Origin of the sequence: Clostridium sp. NSJ-145 (assembly GCF_021044725.1) — a bacterium.
In the GTDB taxonomy this organism is placed as follows: Bacteria; Bacillota; Clostridia; order Clostridiales; family Clostridiaceae; genus Clostridium; species Clostridium disporicum_B.
Genome location: NZ_JAJNOS010000002.1, coordinates 1 through 19,277 on the forward strand (window position 1 = coordinate 1; position 19,277 = coordinate 19,277).

Genomic DNA, 19,277 nt, shown 5'->3' on the forward strand with positions numbered 1-19,277 from the left:
ACCTCCTATTTGTCGTGTCAAAAAACTTGTTCATTTAGAAATAATTTCATATAAATATATGAATAAAAAATAAAAAGACCGTCTACTGAAATGATTTTAAAAATCATTTCAGAGACAGCTCCTTTTTTTATCCTGCCATTGAAAAAATAATTCCAATAACTGCTGAAGCTGCAATAAATACTACTGGATGTAGTTTTTTTGTAGCTTTTATTTTATTAGTAAGTATAAAAAGTATTATAGCTAGTAAAATTGCTCCAAAATTAAATAGGTCTAATATTGAGCCAGTAGCTTTAAATTTATCAGAATTTGTTAATGATAGCATTATTACAGGTACACCAGCAGCAGCTATTAATGCTGTAGAAGTTGGTCTTAAAGAGTAAAATATTGATTTAACTATATGGCTATCTTTAAACTTAGATAAGAACTTAGCTATAATAAGAATTACTATTATAGATGGAGCTATAAGTCCTAAAGTAGCTATTACAGAACCAAGAGGTCCTGCAGAAGTAAAACCAACATATGTAGCCATATTTACACCGATTGGTCCAGGAGTTGATTCAGATACTGCTATCATATCTACAAGTTGAGCTTGCGTAAACCAACCAGTTTTTAAAGCCATAGCATCTAAAAATGGAAGAGTAGCCATACCACCACCAACGGCAAAAAGGCCCGTCTTAAAGAATTCATAAAAAAGCATTAAATAAATCATTTATTTTCCCTCCATTTAAGTATTACTCCAGCTATACCAGCGAAAAGGACAAATACTATAGGTGATAAATTTGTAAAAATAGCTGCAATAAAAATTATAAAGAAAATTATTGTTGTAGCTATATCTATAACAGAACTTTTCCAAAGCTTAATTACAGCATTGATAATAAGTACACTTACACATATACGTATTCCGGCAAAAGCATTTTTAACAATGGCTAAATCAGCGAAGTTTTGAAGAAATGCTGCGATTAGAGTGATTATTATTAAAGAAGGAAAAACAACTCCAAGTGTAGCTACAATACCTCCGATATTACCAGCACATTTTTGTCCTATAAAGGTAGCTGTATTAACTGCAATTATTCCAGGAGTGCATTGGCCAATAGCATAATAATCCATTATTTCTTCATTAGTTACCCATTTTCTTTTTTCTACTACCTCACGTTGCAAAATTGGTAGCATTGCATAACCACCACCAAAGGTAAGCCCACCAATCCTAGCAAATGTGAAGAATAAATCTAATAATTGTTTCATTATTTATAATTCTCCTTATTTAAAAATACTTGATTATATTACCAAGTTTTTATACTTAGATGGTATAATAAAGATATACTAAATTATAATAGCACTTTTTTTTATATATTTAAATATTAATAAATTATGAATTATTTAAGGGGGCGACATCATGTTTGAAATGGGAATGTTTAATATAATGTCATTTATATTTCCAATATTTTTTATAGTATTTTTTGCAATGTTTATTTTTATAATAGTTAGCAATATAAAAGAATGGAGTAATAATAATAAACAACCAATTATACCAGTAGCTTCAACTATTATCTCAAAGAGGATTAATGTATCTCATCACCATCATGGAGAGACACATACTACCTCAAGAAGTACAACATATTATACAACTTTTCAATTTGATAATGGTGAAAGACTTGAGCTAAAAGTATCAGGTAAGGAATATGGATTAATGGCTGAAGGAGATAAGGGGATTTTATCTTTTCAAGGAACAAGATTTATTAGTTTTGAAAGAGAGAATAGATATTAAAAAAGAAGCTACATAACGTAGTTTCTTTTTTATTTATCATATATACTTAATGATAATTATTATCATAGTAAAAATGAGAACTTTGTTTGAAAATATCAATATAATATTAAAGAAGTACTAAAAAGGGGATATTACTATGGTGGAAGGAAAAGAAAATAAGTATCATATGATAAAAAAAGTACTAATAATAATATTGATAGCAAATTTTGCAGTATCGGTAGCAAAGATAATTATTGGTTATATAACTAAGAGCTTAAGTTTATCGGCAGATGGTTTTCACTCCTTTTCTGATGGGGCATCAAATATTGTTGGATTAATAAGTATAACTTTAGCTTCAAAACCAATAGATAATGAGCACCCATATGGTCACAAAAAAATAGAAACAATGGCTAGTTTAATAATTGGAGGAATGCTAGTATTTCTTACTTATAATATAGTGGTACAGTCAATACAGAAGTTTTTTAATCAGACAGAAATTACAGTTAGTTTAGAAAGCATTTTAATATTATTATCAACTTTGTGTATTAATATTTTTGTGGCTTATTATGAAAACAAGCAAGGTAAAAAATATAATAGCTCTTTCTTAATAGCAGATTCAATTCACACTAAAAGCGATATTTTTGTATCTATTGGAGTTTTAACTACTTTGATATGTATAAAAATGGGGGTACCTCCAATAATAGATGTTTTTGTATCAATTATTGTTGCTTGCTTTATTTTATATGCTGCCTACGAGATATTTAAGGATGCTTATAATGTGCTTATAGATAGTAAAATTTTGGATGAAGAGAAAGTTAGAGATGTGGTTATGAAGAGCTTCAACAATGTTAAAGATGTTCATAATATAAGATCAAGAGGTGGAAAAGATTATATTTTTCTGGATATGCACATAAAGGTAAATCCTGATTTACAAGTAAGTGAAGTTCACTCTCTTGTTCATAATATCGATAAAGTAATAAAGAAAAAAGATGAGAGGGTTATTGAAACAATAATTCATGTAGAACCATTTAAATGATTTACTAGATAAGTTTACAAGATTATAGTCAGTTTACGCTGAGGTTATGGTTTGACTTCGTCAAAGGTTATTGGGAAGCTTTGGACCCAGGTTATGGATTTGGCGAAGCAACCATCACCATTACATAATGAATCTATCACTTCTACGTGGTTTGTGCATTACTTTCATGAGATGAACCATAACTGTTGAGCTTTAGTAAACAATAGTTTATTATGTTAAATCTTTTTAATATATTTTTAACATTTAATGATAGATAGAAGATATAAAAAATCTGTAAAATGAAAAGTTTACATAAAAAAGCATTGTTTAACTAGTGTATATAATGGTATTATATACTTGTAAAAAATTATTAATTATCGAGAGGAATAATAATTAAATATGAGTAATTTTGAAATTTTTACAGGAATTTTTGGAGGTTTAGGTTTATTTCTATATGGAATGAAGCTAATGGGAGATGGCCTTGAGAATATGGCTGGGGACAAGCTAAAAAGCATCCTAGAAAAAATAACAAGCAATAGACTTATGGGTGTTTTTGTAGGTACTGTTGTTACAGCTATAATTCAAAGCTCAAGCGCAACTACAGTTATGGTTGTAAGTTTCGTTAATGCTGGTTTAATGTCATTAATGCAAGCTACAGGTGTAATTTTAGGAGCAAATGTTGGGACAACTATCACTGCTCAAATGGTAAGCTTTAAGTTAGATGCTATAGCACCAATATTTATAGGTGTTGGAGCAGTAATAATGCTTGCAGCTAAGAAGAAGAAAACTAAAGATTTAGCGTACATACTTTTAGGGTTTGGTATATTATTCATGGGTATGGGGATGATGTCAGGAGCTATGAAACCTGTATCTAAGCTACCTATATTTGAAGAGTTCATAGTTATAATGGGAAGTAATCCGTTATTAGGAGTACTTGTCGGAGTAATAATGACGGCGATATTACAAAGTTCATCTGCTACAACAGGTATATTAGTTGCTTTAGCAGCAGCTGGAACTATCGATATGAAATTAGCTTTCCCAGTTGTGTTAGGTTGTAATATAGGGACTTGTGTAACTTCTATGATGGCAGCGATAACAGCTAATAGAACAGCTAAGAAGGCAGCTCTATTACATTTAACATTTAAGATTTTAGGAACTATAATATTCCTACCTTTTGCATCACAAGTAGTAAAACTAGTTGGTTATATGACACCAGACAATGTTGGTAGACAAGTAGCTAATGCACATACTATATTTAATTTATCTATAACGATTATAATGTTACCTATTGCAGGGTATGTAGTTAAATTTGTAAATCGTATATTACCTGATAAAGAAGATGAAGAAAAAGAAGGAGCTATTTACCTAGACAAAAAGTTATTAGAGACTCCGGTTGTTGCTAGTGGACAAGTTGTTAAAGAAACTGTAAGAATGGCTGATATAGCAAAAGATAACTTTAAATTAGCTATGAAGGCGTTCTTTGAAGGTAACGAAGAAGATATAAACAAAGTTTATGAAAATGAGAATTTAATTAATATATTAGAAAAAGAGATTACTGAGTATTTAGTAGAGTTATCTCAACATAATTTACCAGAGGAAAATGCTAAATTATTAAGTGAAGCTTATCACTCTATTAATGATATAGAGAGAATAGGGGATCACTGTGAAAATATTGTTGAGCTTGCTTCGGCTAGAGTAAAGAAGAATATTGAAATTACTGATGATGCATTAGAAGAGTTAGAAGAAATCTATAAAGCAACATTAGATGCGTTAGAGATTGCGATAAGTAGTTATGAAAATGAATCAACAGAACATAATTCAATTATCGATAAAGTTGAAGATAGAATAGATTCATTAGAAAAGAAATTTAGAAGCAATAATATTAAGAGATTAAATAGTAAGAGATGTATGGCTGATGCTGGAGTAATGTTATTTGACCTTTTATCTAACCTTGAAAGAATAGGAGATCATGCAAATAATATAGCAACAGCTAAGGAAGTACACAATAATAGATTACACGCTTAATTTAATTAATAGTTAAGAGTTAATGAAGAAACCGCTGTGAGGCGGTTTCTTTTAATTTACTTAGAAATATAAATTTAAAAGTAAGAGAATTTTTTATGAAAAATAGATATTAGCTTTTCTCTTTTAACTCTTAACTAAAGAGTTCTCCACCTATCAGAGTTTTTTTCTCGTCTTATAGTATATTTAATATATTTAGATATTTCTGAATAGCCAGGAATTTTTTTGATACACACTGAGAATTTAGCAGAGAAAGCCTTTAAAGCAGTAGGAATTGCCTTTAAAGCTGTATTAAATAACTCTAATGGATTAAGATACTTATCCTTCTCTCTCATCATATTTAATGTATCAACAGCAGCTTCAGAACATTCGTCAACTATATTATTTATACTTTCTTTTATTGACTCATCAAAATCAGAAGGATAAGATACTTCAAGTACTATTCTATAAGATGTTACCCTTGTTTTTTTACAAGGAATTTTACTTTGAACACTATTGCCCTCAACTACACCAATTGTCTCAACTAAATAATCGTCTTTAGTTTCAGGAATATCAATATATGCTAGAGTCTTACTGTAAATTTCTCGTACATCAGATAAAGAAAATTCTTGCTTGGTTGCTTCATATTCAACTTCTGAGCCTCTAGTTAAATCGGAAGTTTCGTAATTATAATTTTCTTCTGCTCTATAACAAATAAATGAATCTATTCTTCTTAAATCAACACCGAAATATACCCAACTTCGACCTAGCCATCTAAATCCTGATACAGAACGACTATCAACATTTAATAAATAACACCAATAACTTCTACCATTAGTTTCCCAGATATATGTGAATTTATAAAGACAAAAACTTATAGAACCTGGACTGACAGCTTTGGTAGATAATCCGTCTTTTTCCCCTTTTTTATCTCCAGAACCGGATAATTTTTGAACTCCTTTATCATTTTTACTAGGTATATAATTTGGAGGACCACCCTGTGGACCACCAGAATTTACAGGAGAACCAGGTGGAGGGGGTGTATTTCCCGGGAAAAAAGGTATGTTTGGCATTGGGAAAAAAGGAGGACCTTGTCTATATTCCTCTTCATATGGAACAAGAGTAAACTCGAAGTTTATATAATCAGAGTTATCATCTTTGGATTCATAGTATTTTCTATCTTCTTTCATTGCAGACTCCTAATAAATTTATCCATAGTTATTATATTAAATAGAGAGGGTTTTGTGACAAAATTGAACTCTATATATAGGTTAATAAAAATTAAATATTACTATGAAACTGTATATGATAAAATTATATAATAAGATTTTATGAAAGAGGGATTTGAGATGGAAAGAAGTATTAGAGAGTTTATAGGGATTACTATAATTATTGTTATTTTATTTTTTGCTATGTCTGGAATATCGTCTTTAGGAAAAAATGAGATTGATCCTGAGACCATTGGAAAATTTAAAATTTATTCTAAAGATATAAATACTGATAAAGAGATAATAGTTGAAGAGTTTGGCTTTTATAAAGATGTAGATACTATAGAAAAAAGATTGAAGATAATTGCAAGTAAGTTGTCAGATAGTGAGTTTAAAATGTTGCCAATAGAGCTTATAGGTATTGAAGAGATAGATGGTAAAATTATAGCTACATTTAATCTAAAAGAGAATGAAGAAAATTTAAATGAATCAGACTGGACTAAATATTCAGAACCTAGTTGGGCTAAGAATTTCTTTCAAGGGTCAGCAGGTGGAAGTTGGACTTGTTATACATTACAAACAACTATGCTTCAACCAGAGTATGATGGTAAATGGATAGATGGGGTAAGATTTTTATATAACGGAGAAGAAAATAAAAATTTTCAACATATTGAAGGTTTAGATCAAATAAAGTATAGATAGTTTATTTGATAGAAATAAATAAGTCAGCTTTTATATAAATAGTGATTGAAGTATATTAAGTTGATTTTATATTGCAATTAGAGTAAAATTGTTATGACTAAAGTAAACTCCTTCTTTGAAGGAATGCACTCAGTGTAACTTCAAGTTACAAAATCTAAGATTTTGACTTTTAGTTAAGTTTGATATTTATAACTTTACTTAAAAGAGATTACTTTATTTTAAGATAAAATGAAAATATACTTATGAGGTGATTAGATGAGCGGTATTGCTGGAAGTGGTTGTGAAAGAATAATACCTGAGGAAGAAAGAAAATCTCTTGAGGAGATTGAGAGAAGTATTATTAAAAGATATAGAAAAGGAATTTGGTCTAAGTTTATAAAGGCAATAAAAGACTATAATCTTGTAGAAGATGGTGATAAAATAGCTGTTGCTATATCAGGAGGGAAAGACTCTTTACTTATGGCAAAGTTATTCCAAGAGCTTCATAAACATAGTCAAGTTAAATTTGATTTAGAGTTTATAGCTATGGATCCAGGATACCATCCACAAATAAGAGAATTATTAGAGGAAAACTGTAAGCATTTAAATATTCCAGTTAATATTTATGAGACTAAGATATTTGACATAATAGATGAAAAGGCTAAGGAATATCCATGCTACCTTTGTGCAAGAATGAGAAGAGGTTCTTTATATGCAAAGGCTAGAGAAATGGGATGTAATAAGCTTGCTTTAGGACATCATTATAATGATGTAATTGAAACTACTATGTTAAATGTGCTTTATGCTGGAAACTTTAAGACAATGCTACCTAAATTAAAGGCTGATAATTTCCCAGATATGGAACTTATAAGACCTCTTTACTATGTTGAAGAAGAATATATAAAGAGATTTATAAGATATACAGGACTTTGGCCATTAAACTGTGCATGTATGGTTGCAGCTAAAAAGGTTGGAAATAAGAGACATGAAATTAAAGATCTTATAGCTAAGCTAAAAGAAAACTTTAATGATGTAGATAAATCTATATTTAAAGCAGCAGCTAACGTAAATATGAACTCTATCTTAGGATGGGAAAAAGATGGAGAGAAGTATTCGTTTTTAGATATATATGACGGAGAAGAATAAATAAAGTGCGAAGCACTTTGGTGAAAAGTTTGACTTCGTCAAAGGGGAAAAGTCAACTAAAGTTCAGGGGAAAACATTGCCTATGGCAATAGGGGGAAATATCTCTAACGAGATGAAATACTTTTTCTGCTACTACAGTAGCGTTTTCACCTTAACATAGTTAAATTTTCTCTTCTACGTAGTAGCCTTTTCACTTCGACGAAGTCGACTTTTAACTTGCGCACTTAGTGCGCACTTTTTTTATGGTCTTGGGGTACGGTTTCCACCCATACCTCCGCCACCAGGCATTCCACCATTCATGCTTCCTCCTTCTGAAGCACCAGATGAAGTGACACTCATAACAGAGCTAGATAGAGTGAAATTTGTAAGCTTTGAACCACCACTATAATTTCCATTTTCATATAGTCCATCAATATCTTCTAAGCTATAATTTCCACCAGTAGAAACTGTGTAAGTATTTCCAGTTTGAAGTTCAGGAGTAGAGATTATTATAGAACTAAATGTTTTTGATGGTGCAAAGGTGATAATCTCATTTCCAGATTCATCAGTTACATTAACTAAAGTATTAGCTGTTCCGTTTGTGAATATATTAATAGAAGCTTGAGTAGAAGATGAACTTGGAGATTGAGCCATACCAGAGCTTCCAGCAGCTATAAATGTTCCACCAGTTATATTAAATGTAGTATCATAATCTAAAGCACCATTTCCACTATTTTCAGGACCATTAATAATAACAGTTCCACCAGACATTTCAATTGAACCGTTAGAGTCAACACCATCTCCAGCAGCATCTACATACAGATATCCACCAGTTATATTTATTACACCAGTAGAAGAACTGAATCCGTTTTGTCCTGGTCTACCATTAGTTGAAGAGCCATCATTTCCACCAGCAGCATTTAAGCCGTCATCGCTAGCTACTAGTCTGATATTACCATCATTTATATTTATAGTAGAACTTTCAATACCTTCATAAGATTTTGATATATCTATATTTCCACCATTAATATCAAGTAATGTATCAGAATGTATACCATCATCACCTGAAGCTAAAATTATATCTCCTCCATTTATAGTAATGCTATCATTACTATGGATTGAATCATCAGAAGAATCTATAGTAATATTTCCTCCATCTATAGTAATATTAGTTACTGCTTTGATACCTTTAGCACTTGATGAAGACTCAGTATCTGAGCTTGAAGTTGTAGCACCCCATTGTCCCCATGGATTCATCCTATCATTATTAGTTTTAGTACTAGCATTAGCACTTCCACCACCTGAAGATATTGTAATATTACCATCTAATACTGTTACATTGCTCTCAGCCTGAATTCCATCACAACCTGCAGTTATATTTAATGTTCCAGACTCTATTGATATATAGCCTTTTGTCGTATCTTCTGTATTAGTAGATTTTAATCCATCGCCTTGAGCGTTGACAATTATATTTCCACCTTTAATAGTAATAGAATCTTTACCTCTAATCCCATCATCTGCAGAATTAACAGTTATATTTCCACCAGTGATTTTTAAGTCGTCTTTACTTGTTATTCCGTCATTATAATTAGCATTTACCGTTAAAGAACCTTCGCCCTTTATTGTTAAATCATCTTTACTGAATATTGCAGAATTAGGCTCATCTGAAGTCGCATCTTGAAGAACATAATTTTCTCCATCAGTTATAGTATTTGTAGTACCTTCAGGTAAAACGATTATTGCATTTTCAGCAACCTTTACATATATTGGGGCACTATTGGTACAAGTTAAATCTACATTATTAAGCACAAGATAAACATTATTTAAATCAGGACTGTCAACTATTATTTGTCCATCGCTTAAGCTTCCATTGATAGAATAAGTACCTCCAGCTGTTATTGTAACTTTATTATTAGATACAGTGGCACCAGTTCCATCAACTGAGATACTATTTCCTAAAGTAATAGTTGCATCTACTGGCCCCATTTCATCTGAAGTATCAGTAGTAGCTACTGTTGAAGTTATAGTGTTAGAAGTTTCGGTATTATTAGATGTAGCACTTTGTGAACAGGAAACTATTGTTAAACATAGTGCTGTTACTGTAAGCATTGCAATAAATTTTCTTTTCATAATATTTTCCTCCAAAATAAGTTTAATAAATAATTTCTTTTAAATGAAATTATTTAATTTACATTTAAATAATTGAAGTTATTTCTGAAACTTAAAATAAGCAATATGTTTCAGAGGTAATAATTATTTAATACTTAAATTATAAAAAATTAACCTTAAAGAAACCTTAACAGATAAAATCCTTTTATTAAGTGAAAGTTAAAAAAATATTTTTAAGTTAAGCTTCGGTTAAGGTTTCGTTCTTATAATAAAAGCAAATGAACTATTAAACGAAAGGAGACTACGTGGTATGGCAATAAAATCATTTAAAAGATATGAAAAAAAATTTTTAATAAATAAAGAACAATATGATAATTTGATTCCGATATTACTTAAATATATGGATTATGATGAGTATTGCAAAGATGGAAGGAATTATAGCATTTATAATTTATATTATGATACTGAAAACGATGATGTAATAAGACATTCGATTTATAAGCCTTATTATAAAGAGAAACTTAGGTTAAGAAGTTATAGAACCCCAAAAACTTTAGAAGATAAGGTGTTTTTAGAACTTAAAAAGAAAATAAATGGAATAGTTAATAAAAGAAGAGTAGTAATGACATTAGGAGTAGCATATGACTTCTTAGAATCAGGAAAGAGACCTCAGACAGAGGATTATATAAATAATCAAGTTTTAAATGAAATAGAATATTATCTAAAAAACAATCCAGTATATCCCAAGGTATATATAGGTTATAGTAGAAAAGCTCTTTTTGGAAAAGAAGATAGGGATTTTAGAGTTACCTTTGATTCAGAGATTATGGCTAGAAGAGATGATTTATCATTAGAAAGTGGAAGTTATGGTAATGAATTATTAGAGGATAATATGTATTTGATGGAAGTGAAAATATTAGGTGCAATGCCATTATGGTTTGCCAATATACTTTCAGAATTAGAGATATATAATACGCATTTTTCAAAATATGGAGATGAGTATGTTAAATATACTTTAGAAAGACAAAATAGTGATCTAAGAAGGAGAGAGAAAATATGTTAGAAAAATTAATGACATCAATCAACAGTGGAACATTTACACTAAACAATGTTCTAATAGTAATAGCCACGGCTATAGTATTAGGGTTAGTTATTAGTCTAACCTATATAAAAACACATAAAAAAGAAGGATATGTACCAAGCTTCACAGTTACATTAATAATGCTTCCAGTAATAATTGCTATTATAATTCTTTTAGTTGGAAACAATGTAGCAAGAGCATTTAGTTTAGCTGGAGCATTTTCAATTATACGTTTTAGAAGTGCACCTGGAGATCCAAAGGATTTATCATATGTATTTTTTACTCTAGCAGTTGGGCTTGCAACTGGAATGGGCTTCATAGGATATGCTGTAATATTCACAATAATTCTTTGTCTATTAATGATTATTATAGAAGTAACAAAATTTGCAGTTCCAAAAAGTAAAGCATTAGAACTAAAAATTACTGTTCCTGAAAATTTAAATTATGAAGGGATTTTTGATGAAATATTAAATAAATATACAATTAGTTGGAATTTATCTAGAGTTAGAACAAGAGATTTTGGAGCTTTATTTGAATTAAGATATAAGCTTAATGTTAAACAAGAATGTGATACTAAAAAGTTTATAGACGAATTAAGATGTCGTAATGGAAATCTTAACATATCTCTTACAAGTGATTTTGTGGATGAGAGAGTATATTCATAAGTAAAGTTTTATATTATAAAGAGCTAGGGCTGCTTATAAATGCAGCACTAGCTTTTTAAATTTTAAGCAATATTTTTTGCATTTTTTTAACTGACTCTTCTAATTCTTTTAAATCATCATCAGACAAAGGTGATATTTTTTTTATTAAGTTAGATTTTACTCTTTGTTCTCGTTCCTTTAAAAAGTTACAAGCTGCCTCAGTAGCCTGAATTCGTATAACTCTTCTATCATTAGGGTCTTGGAATCTATTTATTAAACCTTCACTAACTAACTTATCAATAATAGGTGTCATATTAGGTTTAGATATAGATAAATCATTTCCAATTTGAGATATAGCGCGAGGTCCATTATGAATTAAATAAAATAGAGCTTTTACATGAGATGGTGGTAAGTTACAGTTTTTCAACATTTCTTCATGGTTAAATATCCTTTTATTTAGAGATAATAGTAACATATATAAATCATTTGAAATATTATTTAAATTAGTGTTATCCATTTTTGCCTCCTTAGAGAATTCTTTAGTATTATTATAATTCAATTGATAAAAATATACAAGAAAATAGTTATAGAAATATAACTATTATAAAAATATAATTATATTTCCATAAAAGTTATTGACATATAATAGTTATAAAAATATAATTATTTTATGTTAAAAAATAGTTTGTAAAGGAGATAGAGTAAATGAAGAAGATTATAAAGCACTTAAAGCCTTTTGTTGGAGCAATATTTATTTCTTTTGTATTGCTTTTTGTTCAAGCTATCTGTGATCTTTCTCTTCCAGATTATATGAGTAATATAGTTAATGTTGGTATTCAACAAGGTGGGGTAGACAATGCAGTACCAGAAATAATAAGAGCTTCTGAATTTGATAAATTATTAATTTTCATTAAAGATGAAGATAAAAGTTTAGTTAAGGATAGCTATAATTTATTAGATAAAAGTACTTTATCAGTAGATGAATATGATAAGTATGTAAAAAAATATCCTGAGTTAGCAAATGAAAATCTTTATAAGTTAGATACAAAGAATAAAGAGGATATAAAAAATTTAAATACTGTTATGGGAAAAGCTATAATGGTAACTATGATGTTTGAAAACCAAGGAAATGAATCTATGCTTAATAATATGGCAGGAAATAATACAGATTCAAATCAGATTACTGGAGCATTAAGCCAGATGCCTGAAGGAACAGATGTATTTCAAATGTTATCAATGATGCCTAAAGAACAATTAGATAGTATGTTGTCTCAAGTTGATGAAAAGATGTCAGCTGTATCAGATAGCATGATTACTCAAGCAGCAACTACATATATAAAATCTGAATATAATGCTATAGGAATAAATACAGATAAATTACAATCAAACTACATTATTATAGCTGGAGCTAAGATGTTAGGAATAGCATTAATCAGTATGATAGCTACAGTTATAGTAGGATTTATAGCAGCTAGAATTGCAGCAGCATTAGGAAAAAATTTAAGAAAAGATGTATTTACAAGTGTTGTTGGATTCTCAAATAATGAATTTGACCATTTCTCAACAGCATCACTTATTACAAGAAGTACTAATGATATTCAACAGATACAAACGCTTGTAGTAATGCTAATAAGAGTTGTATTTTATGCACCTATATTAGGAGCAGGAGGAATTTTAAAGGTTATTGGAACTAGAACTAATATGGGTTGGATTATTGGAATAGCTGTTTTATCACTATTAACAGTAGTTTCAGTTTTATTTGGATTAGCTATGCCTAAGTTTAAGGTTGTTCAAAAACTTGTAGATAAAGTTAACCTTGTAACTAGAGAATCTTTAACTGGTATGCTTGTAATTAGAGCGTTTAGTACTCAAAAGTACGAGGAAAAGAAATTTGATAATGCAAATAGAGACTTAACAAAAACAAATCTTTTTGTTACTAGAATTACATCTATGATGATGCCAATTATGATGTTGATAATGAATTCTATTTCATTATTAATAGTATGGATAGGAGCTCATAGAATAAATGATGGATTGCTTCAAGTTGGAGATATGATGGCATTTATTCAATATACAATGCAAATTATAATGGCATTTTTAATGATTTCTATGATTTCAGTTATCCTACCAAGAGCTGCTGCATCAGTACAACGTATAGCAGAAGTATTATCAGCAGATGTTTCTATTAAGGATATAGAAAATCCTAAGAGCTTTAATGAAGATCAAAAAGGTATAGTAGAATTTAAGAATGTAAGCTTCAGATATCCAGGTGCAGAAGAAAATGTATTAGAAAATATAAGTTTTATTGCAAAGCCAGGAGAAACTACTGCTTTTATAGGAAGTACAGGAAGTGGTAAATCAACTCTTATTAATCTAATACCTCGTTTCTATGATGCAACTGAAGGTGAAATACTTATTGATGGAACAAATATAAAAGAAGTAAGTCAACATGATTTAAGAGACAAAATTGGATATGTCCCTCAAAAAGGAATGCTTTTCTCTGGAACTATAGAAAGCAACTTAAAGTATGGGGATGAAAATTTATCTGAAGAGGGAATGGTTAAAGCTGCAAATATTGCACAAGCTATGGAGTTTATTTCAAGCAAAGAAAAAGGATTTGAAACTGAAATAGCTCAAGGTGGTACTAACGTTTCAGGTGGGCAAAAACAAAGATTATCTATTGCTCGTGCTCTAGCTAAGAGTCCAGAAATATTTATATTTGACGATAGTTTTTCAGCTCTAGACTTTAAAACTGATGCAACTTTAAGAAAAGCTCTTAAGAGTGAGATATCTGGAAGTACAATGCTTATAGTTGCACAAAGAATTAGTACAATTATGAATGCAGAACAAATTATTGTACTTGATGAAGGAAAAGTAGTAGGAAAAGGAACTCATAGCGAGCTTATGAAAAACTGTGAAGTTTACAAGCAAATAGCTTTATCACAACTTTCAAAGGAGGAGCTAGAGAATGAGTAATCATAAAAAAGGTCCAATGGGTGGACATGGAATGAGAAAAGTTGAAAAAGCTAAAGATTTTAAAGGTACAATGAAAAAGCTTTTAAGTTATCTTAAGCCATATTCTTTATCTATAATATTTGTATTTATATTTGCTGTTGCGTCAGCTACATTTTCAATAGTTGGACCTAAGATATTAGGAAATGTTACAACAGAGATTTTTACAGGACTTATGGAAAAGGTTCAGGGAATAACAGGTGGAGGAATTGATTTTACTTCTATAGGTAGAACAATACTTTTACTATTAGGTTTATACTTAATAAGTGCTTTATTCTCATTTATACAAAGCTTTATTATGACAGGTGTATCTCAAAAAGTATCTTATAATATGAGAAAAGATATATCTGAAAAGATTAATAGAATGCCACTTAAGTATTTTGATACAAAGACTCATGGTGAAGTTTTATCAAGAGTTACTAATGATGTTGATACAGTAAGCCAAACTTTAAATCAAAGCTTATCACAAATATTAACTTCTATAACAACTCTTATTGGTGTACTTATAATGATGCTATCAATAAGTGGAACTATGACATTAGTAGCACTTCTTATAATGCCACTATCAGTAGGGCTTATAGTTGGAGTAATTAAGAAGTCACAAAAATATTTTAAAGACCAACAAAAGTTTTTAGGTAGCGTTAATGGTCAGGTAGAAGAAATATATTCAGGACATAATATAATGAAAGCATTTAATGGAGAAGAACGTGCTATAAGAGAATTTGACGAATTAAATGAAGAATTATATAACAGTGCTTGGAAATCTCAGTTTTTATCAGGAATGATGATGCCTATTATGAGCTTTATTGGTAATTTAGGATATGTAGTAGTTTCTATATTAGGTGGATGGTTGACTATTAAAAATAGAATAGAGGTTGGAGATATTCAAGCTTTTATTCAATATATAAGAAGTTTTAACCAACCAATAGCGCAAACAGCTCAGATAGCAAATGTACTTCAATCAACAGCAGCTGCTGCTGAAAGAGTATTTGAATTCTTAGATGAAGAAGAAGAAACTAAGGATCCTGTATCTCCAGTTTCAACTGAAGAAATAGAAGGAGAAGTTGACTTTGAGCATGTTCATTTTGGATATAATGAAGATAAGATTATAATAAATGACTTTAATGCTAAGATTAAGCCAGGACAAAGAGTAGCTATAGTTGGACCTACAGGTGCTGGTAAGACTACAATAGTTAAATTGTTAATGAGATTCTATGACGTAAATGATGGCGCAATTTTAATAGATGGTCATGATATCAGAGAGTTTAATCGTGGAGAGTTAAGAAGTTTATTTGGTATGGTGCTTCAAGATACTTGGCTATTTAATGGTTCAATAATGGAAAATATCCGTTATAGTAAATTAGATGCTACTGATGAGGAAGTAATAGAAGCAGCTAAGGCTGCTCATGTTCATAGATTTGTTAAGACATTACCAGATGGATATAATATGGTTCTTAATGAAGAAGCAAGTAACGTATCACAGGGTCAAAAGCAATTATTGACTATTGCTAGAGCTATTTTAGCAGATCCGAAGATATTAATACTTGATGAAGCTACAAGCTCAGTTGATACTCGTACAGAAGTATTAATTCAAAAAGCTATGGATAATTTAATGCATGGTAGAACAAGTTTTATAATTGCTCATAGATTATCTACAATTAGAGATGCTGACTTAATCCTTGTTATGAAAGATGGAGACATTGTAGAGCAAGGAAACCACGAAGAGTTATTAGCTAAGAAAGGATTCTACGCAAATCTATACAATAGCCAATTCGAAGAAGTAGAAGCGTAAGTGAGTAGCGTGTTTCCTTTAGTAACAGTAAAATTATAGAGAAACTCCCTAAAGGGGAGTTTTTTCTTTTAAAGTGATTTGATTAAGAATTAAATTAAAAAGTTAATAATAAGAATATATTAGGCAGTTAATGGATTAATATGTTAACTTGAGGGGGCTGTTAGTATGTATACACTTATTAAATTTATTTTATACTTTTTAATATATAGTTTTTTAGGATGGGTATGTGAAACTATATATTGCTCTATACTTGATAGAAAATTTGTTAATAGAGGATTTTTAAATGGACCTGTATGTCCTGTATATGGTTTTGGGGCATTATTAGTTATAGCTTTATTAAATAAATATAGAGGAGATATTTTTGCTATATTTTTCTTAGGGATGATAGTTACATCTGTTGTTGAGTATATAACTGCTGTAATATTGGAGACAGCATTCCAAACAAAATGGTGGGATTATTCTAAACATAAATTTAATATTCATGGTAGAGTATGTCTTTTAAACTCAACACTTTTTGGATTATTGTCAGTAGTGCTTATAGAAGTAATAAATGTTAGAATTACTACAGTAGTAAATAGTATACCAAAGATGGTTAATGTGGTTTTAGCATGTGTAGCAATGATTATATTTTTATTAGATTTTATTACTACATTAATTGCTATGATTAAGTTAAATAAAAAATTGAATGACTTAATCCAAGTTTTAATAGAGCTAAAGAGTATGAATATTAAATTAAAAGAGTTAAATGAGCATGAATTTGAAGAGGTTATAAAAATGCTTAAAGATAAAAATGAATCAACATATGTAATAGATCAATTAACAAAAATTTATGATAGATATAAAAAGTTAAACGTTAGATCAATATTACAAAGAAGGATACTTAAAGCATTTCCCAATATAGAGCATAAAAAGTATAAAGAACAGTTTATTGGACTAAAAGAAATTATTAATAAAAAGATAAAAAAATAAGTAGCAAAATATTTTGTGAAATTAATTATTAGAAAATAAAGAACTCCCATTTGGGAGTTTTTTATTTGCAGAATATATTATTTATTGGAGAAAAGTTCATAATGAATTCTAGTAGTCGGAACTTCTAATTCTAATAAAGAATTTTCTAATGCTTTCATAAATGGAGGAGGACCACAGAAATAAAAATCAGAGTTCAAATCTACATTGTTTTCCAAATAATCTTTGCTAACATATCCTGAATAATCATAATCTATACCTAGTTTATCATTTTCTAAAGGTTTAGAGTAAAAAATAGTATTTTTTATACCTCGTACTTTTGCTATAGAAGCAATATCATCTTTAAAAGGATGAATTGTGGAATTTTGAACTGCTTGAATAAAATGAATATTATTTCTAGCAGAAGATTCTTCATATAGCATTGATAATAGAGGAGTAATACCAATTCCGGCAGATATTAAAACTAGAGGAGTATTTTTTGAAGAATTGCTTATTGTGAATAAGCCAGTTGGCACCATAGCTTCTATTGAATCGCCAACCTTAAGATTTTCATGTAAATAAGTACTTATTAAACCACAGTCAATTTTTTTAACACTAATTCTATATAGTTCATCATTTGGAAACATTGATAAACTATAAGTTCTAATAACATCTTTATATTTAGGGTCATTAGTTTTTATCTTAAAAGGTAAAAATTGACCTGCTTTATGCTTTACAAGTTTACCACCATCTTTTGATTTAAAATAGAAAGAAATTATTTCTGGGCACACTTCAACTTTATCTACTAAGATAAGTTCTCTAAAACCATTCCAAGAACCGTTAATCATATAAAAACCTCCTTTGATTTTATTATTAATTAATAATAATTATCTACTAATAATAAGCAAAAGTCAATATAATGTGAAAAAATATTCCATAAAGTGGATTAAAGGTATCTAGTATTTGTACATTTATATTAATAATATTTAGAAATAAGAATAAAAAGATAACACAAAAGTACAAACTTATTGGACCATAAAGCCTTAATTTTAAGATTGAGTAAGACTATACTATTAACAAATATAAAAGATTAAAAAGAAGGAAGGATAATTTATGAACAACTTAAATTTAAGAGATGCCTCAGAATGTGATGCCCCCATTATAGCCGAGCTAGTTTATGTTACGGAAGATGATCCACAGCATGAATGGGGTGAAGGCAGTAAAGAGGAAATTCTAGACAGGATTGGTTATTTAGTAAAGGTAGAAGGATCAAGATACTATTATAAGAATATAAAGGTAGCTGAGTTAGATGGTAAACCTTGTGGAGTTATAATACTATTAAAAAGCGATGATATACCAAGGCTAGACATTACTACAAGTATAAAATTATTTTTGTCTATAAAAGGAGTAATAAGAAAAATTAAATTTATAAAAGATATTATTTTAGCTTCTAGATTAGACGAATGTGGAGAACATGAAATATATGTAGCTAATCTTGCAACTAGTGAAGAGGTAAGAGGAAAAGGTATCGGAAAATCCCTTATGATTTTAGCAGAGAAAATGGCTAAGGAACAAGGGTATGAAAGATGTTCATTATTAGCAAAAGATAAGAGTCTTATAAAATTTTATTCTAAGTTAGATTATAAATTAGAAAAAGAAGAAAGATATTTTTCACACAACTTATATCGAATGGTTAAGGTGATTTAATAATAAAATTTATGTTATTTTATAATGTATCATATCAATATAAAGAAATAAAAGAATTTTTTATTTTTAAATAATATATAGAAAGAAGATGAAATTATAAATATTAATTCATATATATTAGGTATATTTCTTTGGAAAATTATTGAGAAATATATTTACAAGTTTGTATACCTTGTATTACTATTAGCAATACAAAGTATACAAAGGATAGGT

General features: G+C 29.3%; 18 protein-coding genes. 12 read left to right on the forward strand and 6 right to left on the reverse strand.

The annotated features are described in order from the left end of the window. Positions 1-127: 127 nt before the first annotated feature. Both LQE93_RS02625 and LQE93_RS02630 read right to left on the reverse strand, forming a co-directional pair. Entirely contained in the window at positions 128-709 is a 582-nt protein-coding gene (locus LQE93_RS02625) for a chromate transporter (protein WP_055263938.1), read from the reverse strand. Then, positions 706-1,242, reverse strand: coding sequence for a chromate transporter (locus LQE93_RS02630; protein ID WP_055263940.1), 537 nt, complete (start codon positions 1,240-1,242; stop codon positions 706-708). The genes LQE93_RS02625 and LQE93_RS02630 overlap by 4 nt, the downstream gene beginning before the upstream one ends. 151 nt (positions 1,243-1,393) lie before the next feature. Between LQE93_RS02630 and LQE93_RS02635 the strand changes: the two genes are divergently transcribed. The 4 genes from LQE93_RS02635 to LQE93_RS02650 all read left to right on the forward strand — a co-directional run bounded on the left by LQE93_RS02635 (position 1,394) and on the right by LQE93_RS02650 (position 4,784). Beyond that, positions 1,394-1,765 (forward strand): DUF2500 domain-containing protein, encoded by a 372-nt coding sequence (locus LQE93_RS02635; protein ID WP_055263942.1) that lies wholly within the window; start codon positions 1,394-1,396, stop codon positions 1,763-1,765. A gap of 136 nt (positions 1,766-1,901) precedes the next feature. Next, complete coding sequence (locus tag LQE93_RS02640) at positions 1,902-2,780, forward strand: cation diffusion facilitator family transporter (RefSeq protein WP_055263944.1); 879 nt, start codon at positions 1,902-1,904, stop codon at positions 2,778-2,780. Between the two features lie 51 nt (positions 2,781-2,831). Further along, a complete protein-coding gene (locus LQE93_RS02645) occupies positions 2,832-2,969 on the forward strand; it encodes a hypothetical protein (RefSeq protein ID WP_172675735.1) in 138 nt (45 codons plus the stop codon). A 189-nt stretch (positions 2,970-3,158) separates the two neighbouring features. After that, positions 3,159-4,784 (forward strand): Na/Pi cotransporter family protein, encoded by a 1,626-nt coding sequence (locus tag LQE93_RS02650; RefSeq protein ID WP_055263946.1) that lies wholly within the window; start codon positions 3,159-3,161, stop codon positions 4,782-4,784. A gap of 134 nt (positions 4,785-4,918) precedes the next feature. Here the strand turns inward: LQE93_RS02650 and LQE93_RS02655 are convergent, their stop codons facing one another. After that, on the reverse strand, positions 4,919-5,950 hold the full coding sequence (locus tag LQE93_RS02655) for a DUF3824 domain-containing protein (RefSeq protein ID WP_055263948.1): 1,032 nt from the start codon (positions 5,948-5,950) through the stop codon (positions 4,919-4,921). A gap of 159 nt (positions 5,951-6,109) precedes the next feature. Here LQE93_RS02655 and LQE93_RS02660 point away from each other — a divergent pair, with 159 nt between their 5' ends. Next, positions 6,110-6,670, forward strand: coding sequence for a hypothetical protein (locus LQE93_RS02660; protein WP_055263950.1), 561 nt, complete (start codon positions 6,110-6,112; stop codon positions 6,668-6,670). A 255-nt stretch (positions 6,671-6,925) separates the two neighbouring features. Further along, entirely contained in the window at positions 6,926-7,795 is an 870-nt protein-coding gene (locus LQE93_RS02665; RefSeq protein WP_055263952.1) for a tRNA 2-thiocytidine biosynthesis TtcA family protein, read from the forward strand. A gap of 240 nt (positions 7,796-8,035) precedes the next feature. Here LQE93_RS02665 and LQE93_RS02670 read toward each other — a convergent pair whose 3' ends face one another. Next, positions 8,036-9,904 carry a carbohydrate-binding domain-containing protein gene (locus LQE93_RS02670; RefSeq protein ID WP_231071853.1) on the reverse strand — a complete coding sequence of 623 codons (1,869 nt, stop codon included), beginning with the start codon at positions 9,902-9,904 and terminating at the stop codon, positions 8,036-8,038. A gap of 289 nt (positions 9,905-10,193) precedes the next feature. Between LQE93_RS02670 and LQE93_RS02675 the strand changes: the two genes are divergently transcribed. Together LQE93_RS02675 and LQE93_RS02680 are read left to right on the forward strand one after the other, a co-directional pair. After that, the gene (locus tag LQE93_RS02675) at positions 10,194-10,946 is read left to right on the forward strand and encodes a polyphosphate polymerase domain-containing protein (RefSeq protein WP_231071854.1); all 753 of its coding nucleotides are present in this window, start codon (positions 10,194-10,196) and stop codon (positions 10,944-10,946) included. Then, positions 10,940-11,629 carry a DUF4956 domain-containing protein gene (locus LQE93_RS02680; protein ID WP_231071856.1) on the forward strand — a complete coding sequence of 230 codons (690 nt, stop codon included), beginning with the start codon at positions 10,940-10,942 and terminating at the stop codon, positions 11,627-11,629. Before LQE93_RS02675 ends, LQE93_RS02680 begins: the two co-directional genes overlap by 7 nt. Before the next feature lie 55 nt (positions 11,630-11,684). On the opposite strand, the gene LQE93_RS02685 is transcribed toward LQE93_RS02680, so the two are convergent. Beyond that, positions 11,685-12,125, reverse strand: coding sequence for a MarR family winged helix-turn-helix transcriptional regulator (locus LQE93_RS02685; protein WP_055263956.1), 441 nt, complete (start codon positions 12,123-12,125; stop codon positions 11,685-11,687). Between the two features lie 188 nt (positions 12,126-12,313). On the opposite strand from LQE93_RS02685, the gene LQE93_RS02690 reads away from it, so the two are divergent. The 3 genes from LQE93_RS02690 (at position 12,314) to LQE93_RS02700 (ending at position 17,381) form a co-directional block, all read left to right on the forward strand. Further along, positions 12,314-14,584, forward strand: a complete 2,271-nt coding sequence (locus LQE93_RS02690) for an ABC transporter ATP-binding protein (RefSeq protein WP_231071858.1) — start codon at positions 12,314-12,316, stop codon at positions 14,582-14,584. Continuing rightward, complete coding sequence (locus LQE93_RS02695) at positions 14,577-16,412, forward strand: ABC transporter ATP-binding protein (RefSeq protein ID WP_231071859.1); 1,836 nt, start codon at positions 14,577-14,579, stop codon at positions 16,410-16,412. Before LQE93_RS02690 ends, LQE93_RS02695 begins: the two co-directional genes overlap by 8 nt. Positions 16,413-16,577: 165 nt before the next feature. After that, a complete protein-coding gene (locus LQE93_RS02700) occupies positions 16,578-17,381 on the forward strand; it encodes a putative ABC transporter permease (RefSeq protein WP_186837951.1) in 804 nt (267 codons plus the stop codon). 77 nt (positions 17,382-17,458) lie between these two features. Here LQE93_RS02700 and LQE93_RS02705 read toward each other — a convergent pair whose 3' ends face one another. Further along, positions 17,459-18,205 carry an FAD-binding oxidoreductase gene (locus LQE93_RS02705; RefSeq protein WP_231071861.1) on the reverse strand — a complete coding sequence of 249 codons (747 nt, stop codon included), beginning with the start codon at positions 18,203-18,205 and terminating at the stop codon, positions 17,459-17,461. Positions 18,206-18,470: 265 nt separating this feature from the next. Here LQE93_RS02705 and LQE93_RS02710 point away from each other — a divergent pair, with 265 nt between their 5' ends. Beyond that, positions 18,471-19,064 carry a GNAT family N-acetyltransferase gene (locus tag LQE93_RS02710; RefSeq protein WP_231071863.1) on the forward strand — a complete coding sequence of 198 codons (594 nt, stop codon included), beginning with the start codon at positions 18,471-18,473 and terminating at the stop codon, positions 19,062-19,064. Positions 19,065-19,277 lie beyond the last annotated feature (213 nt).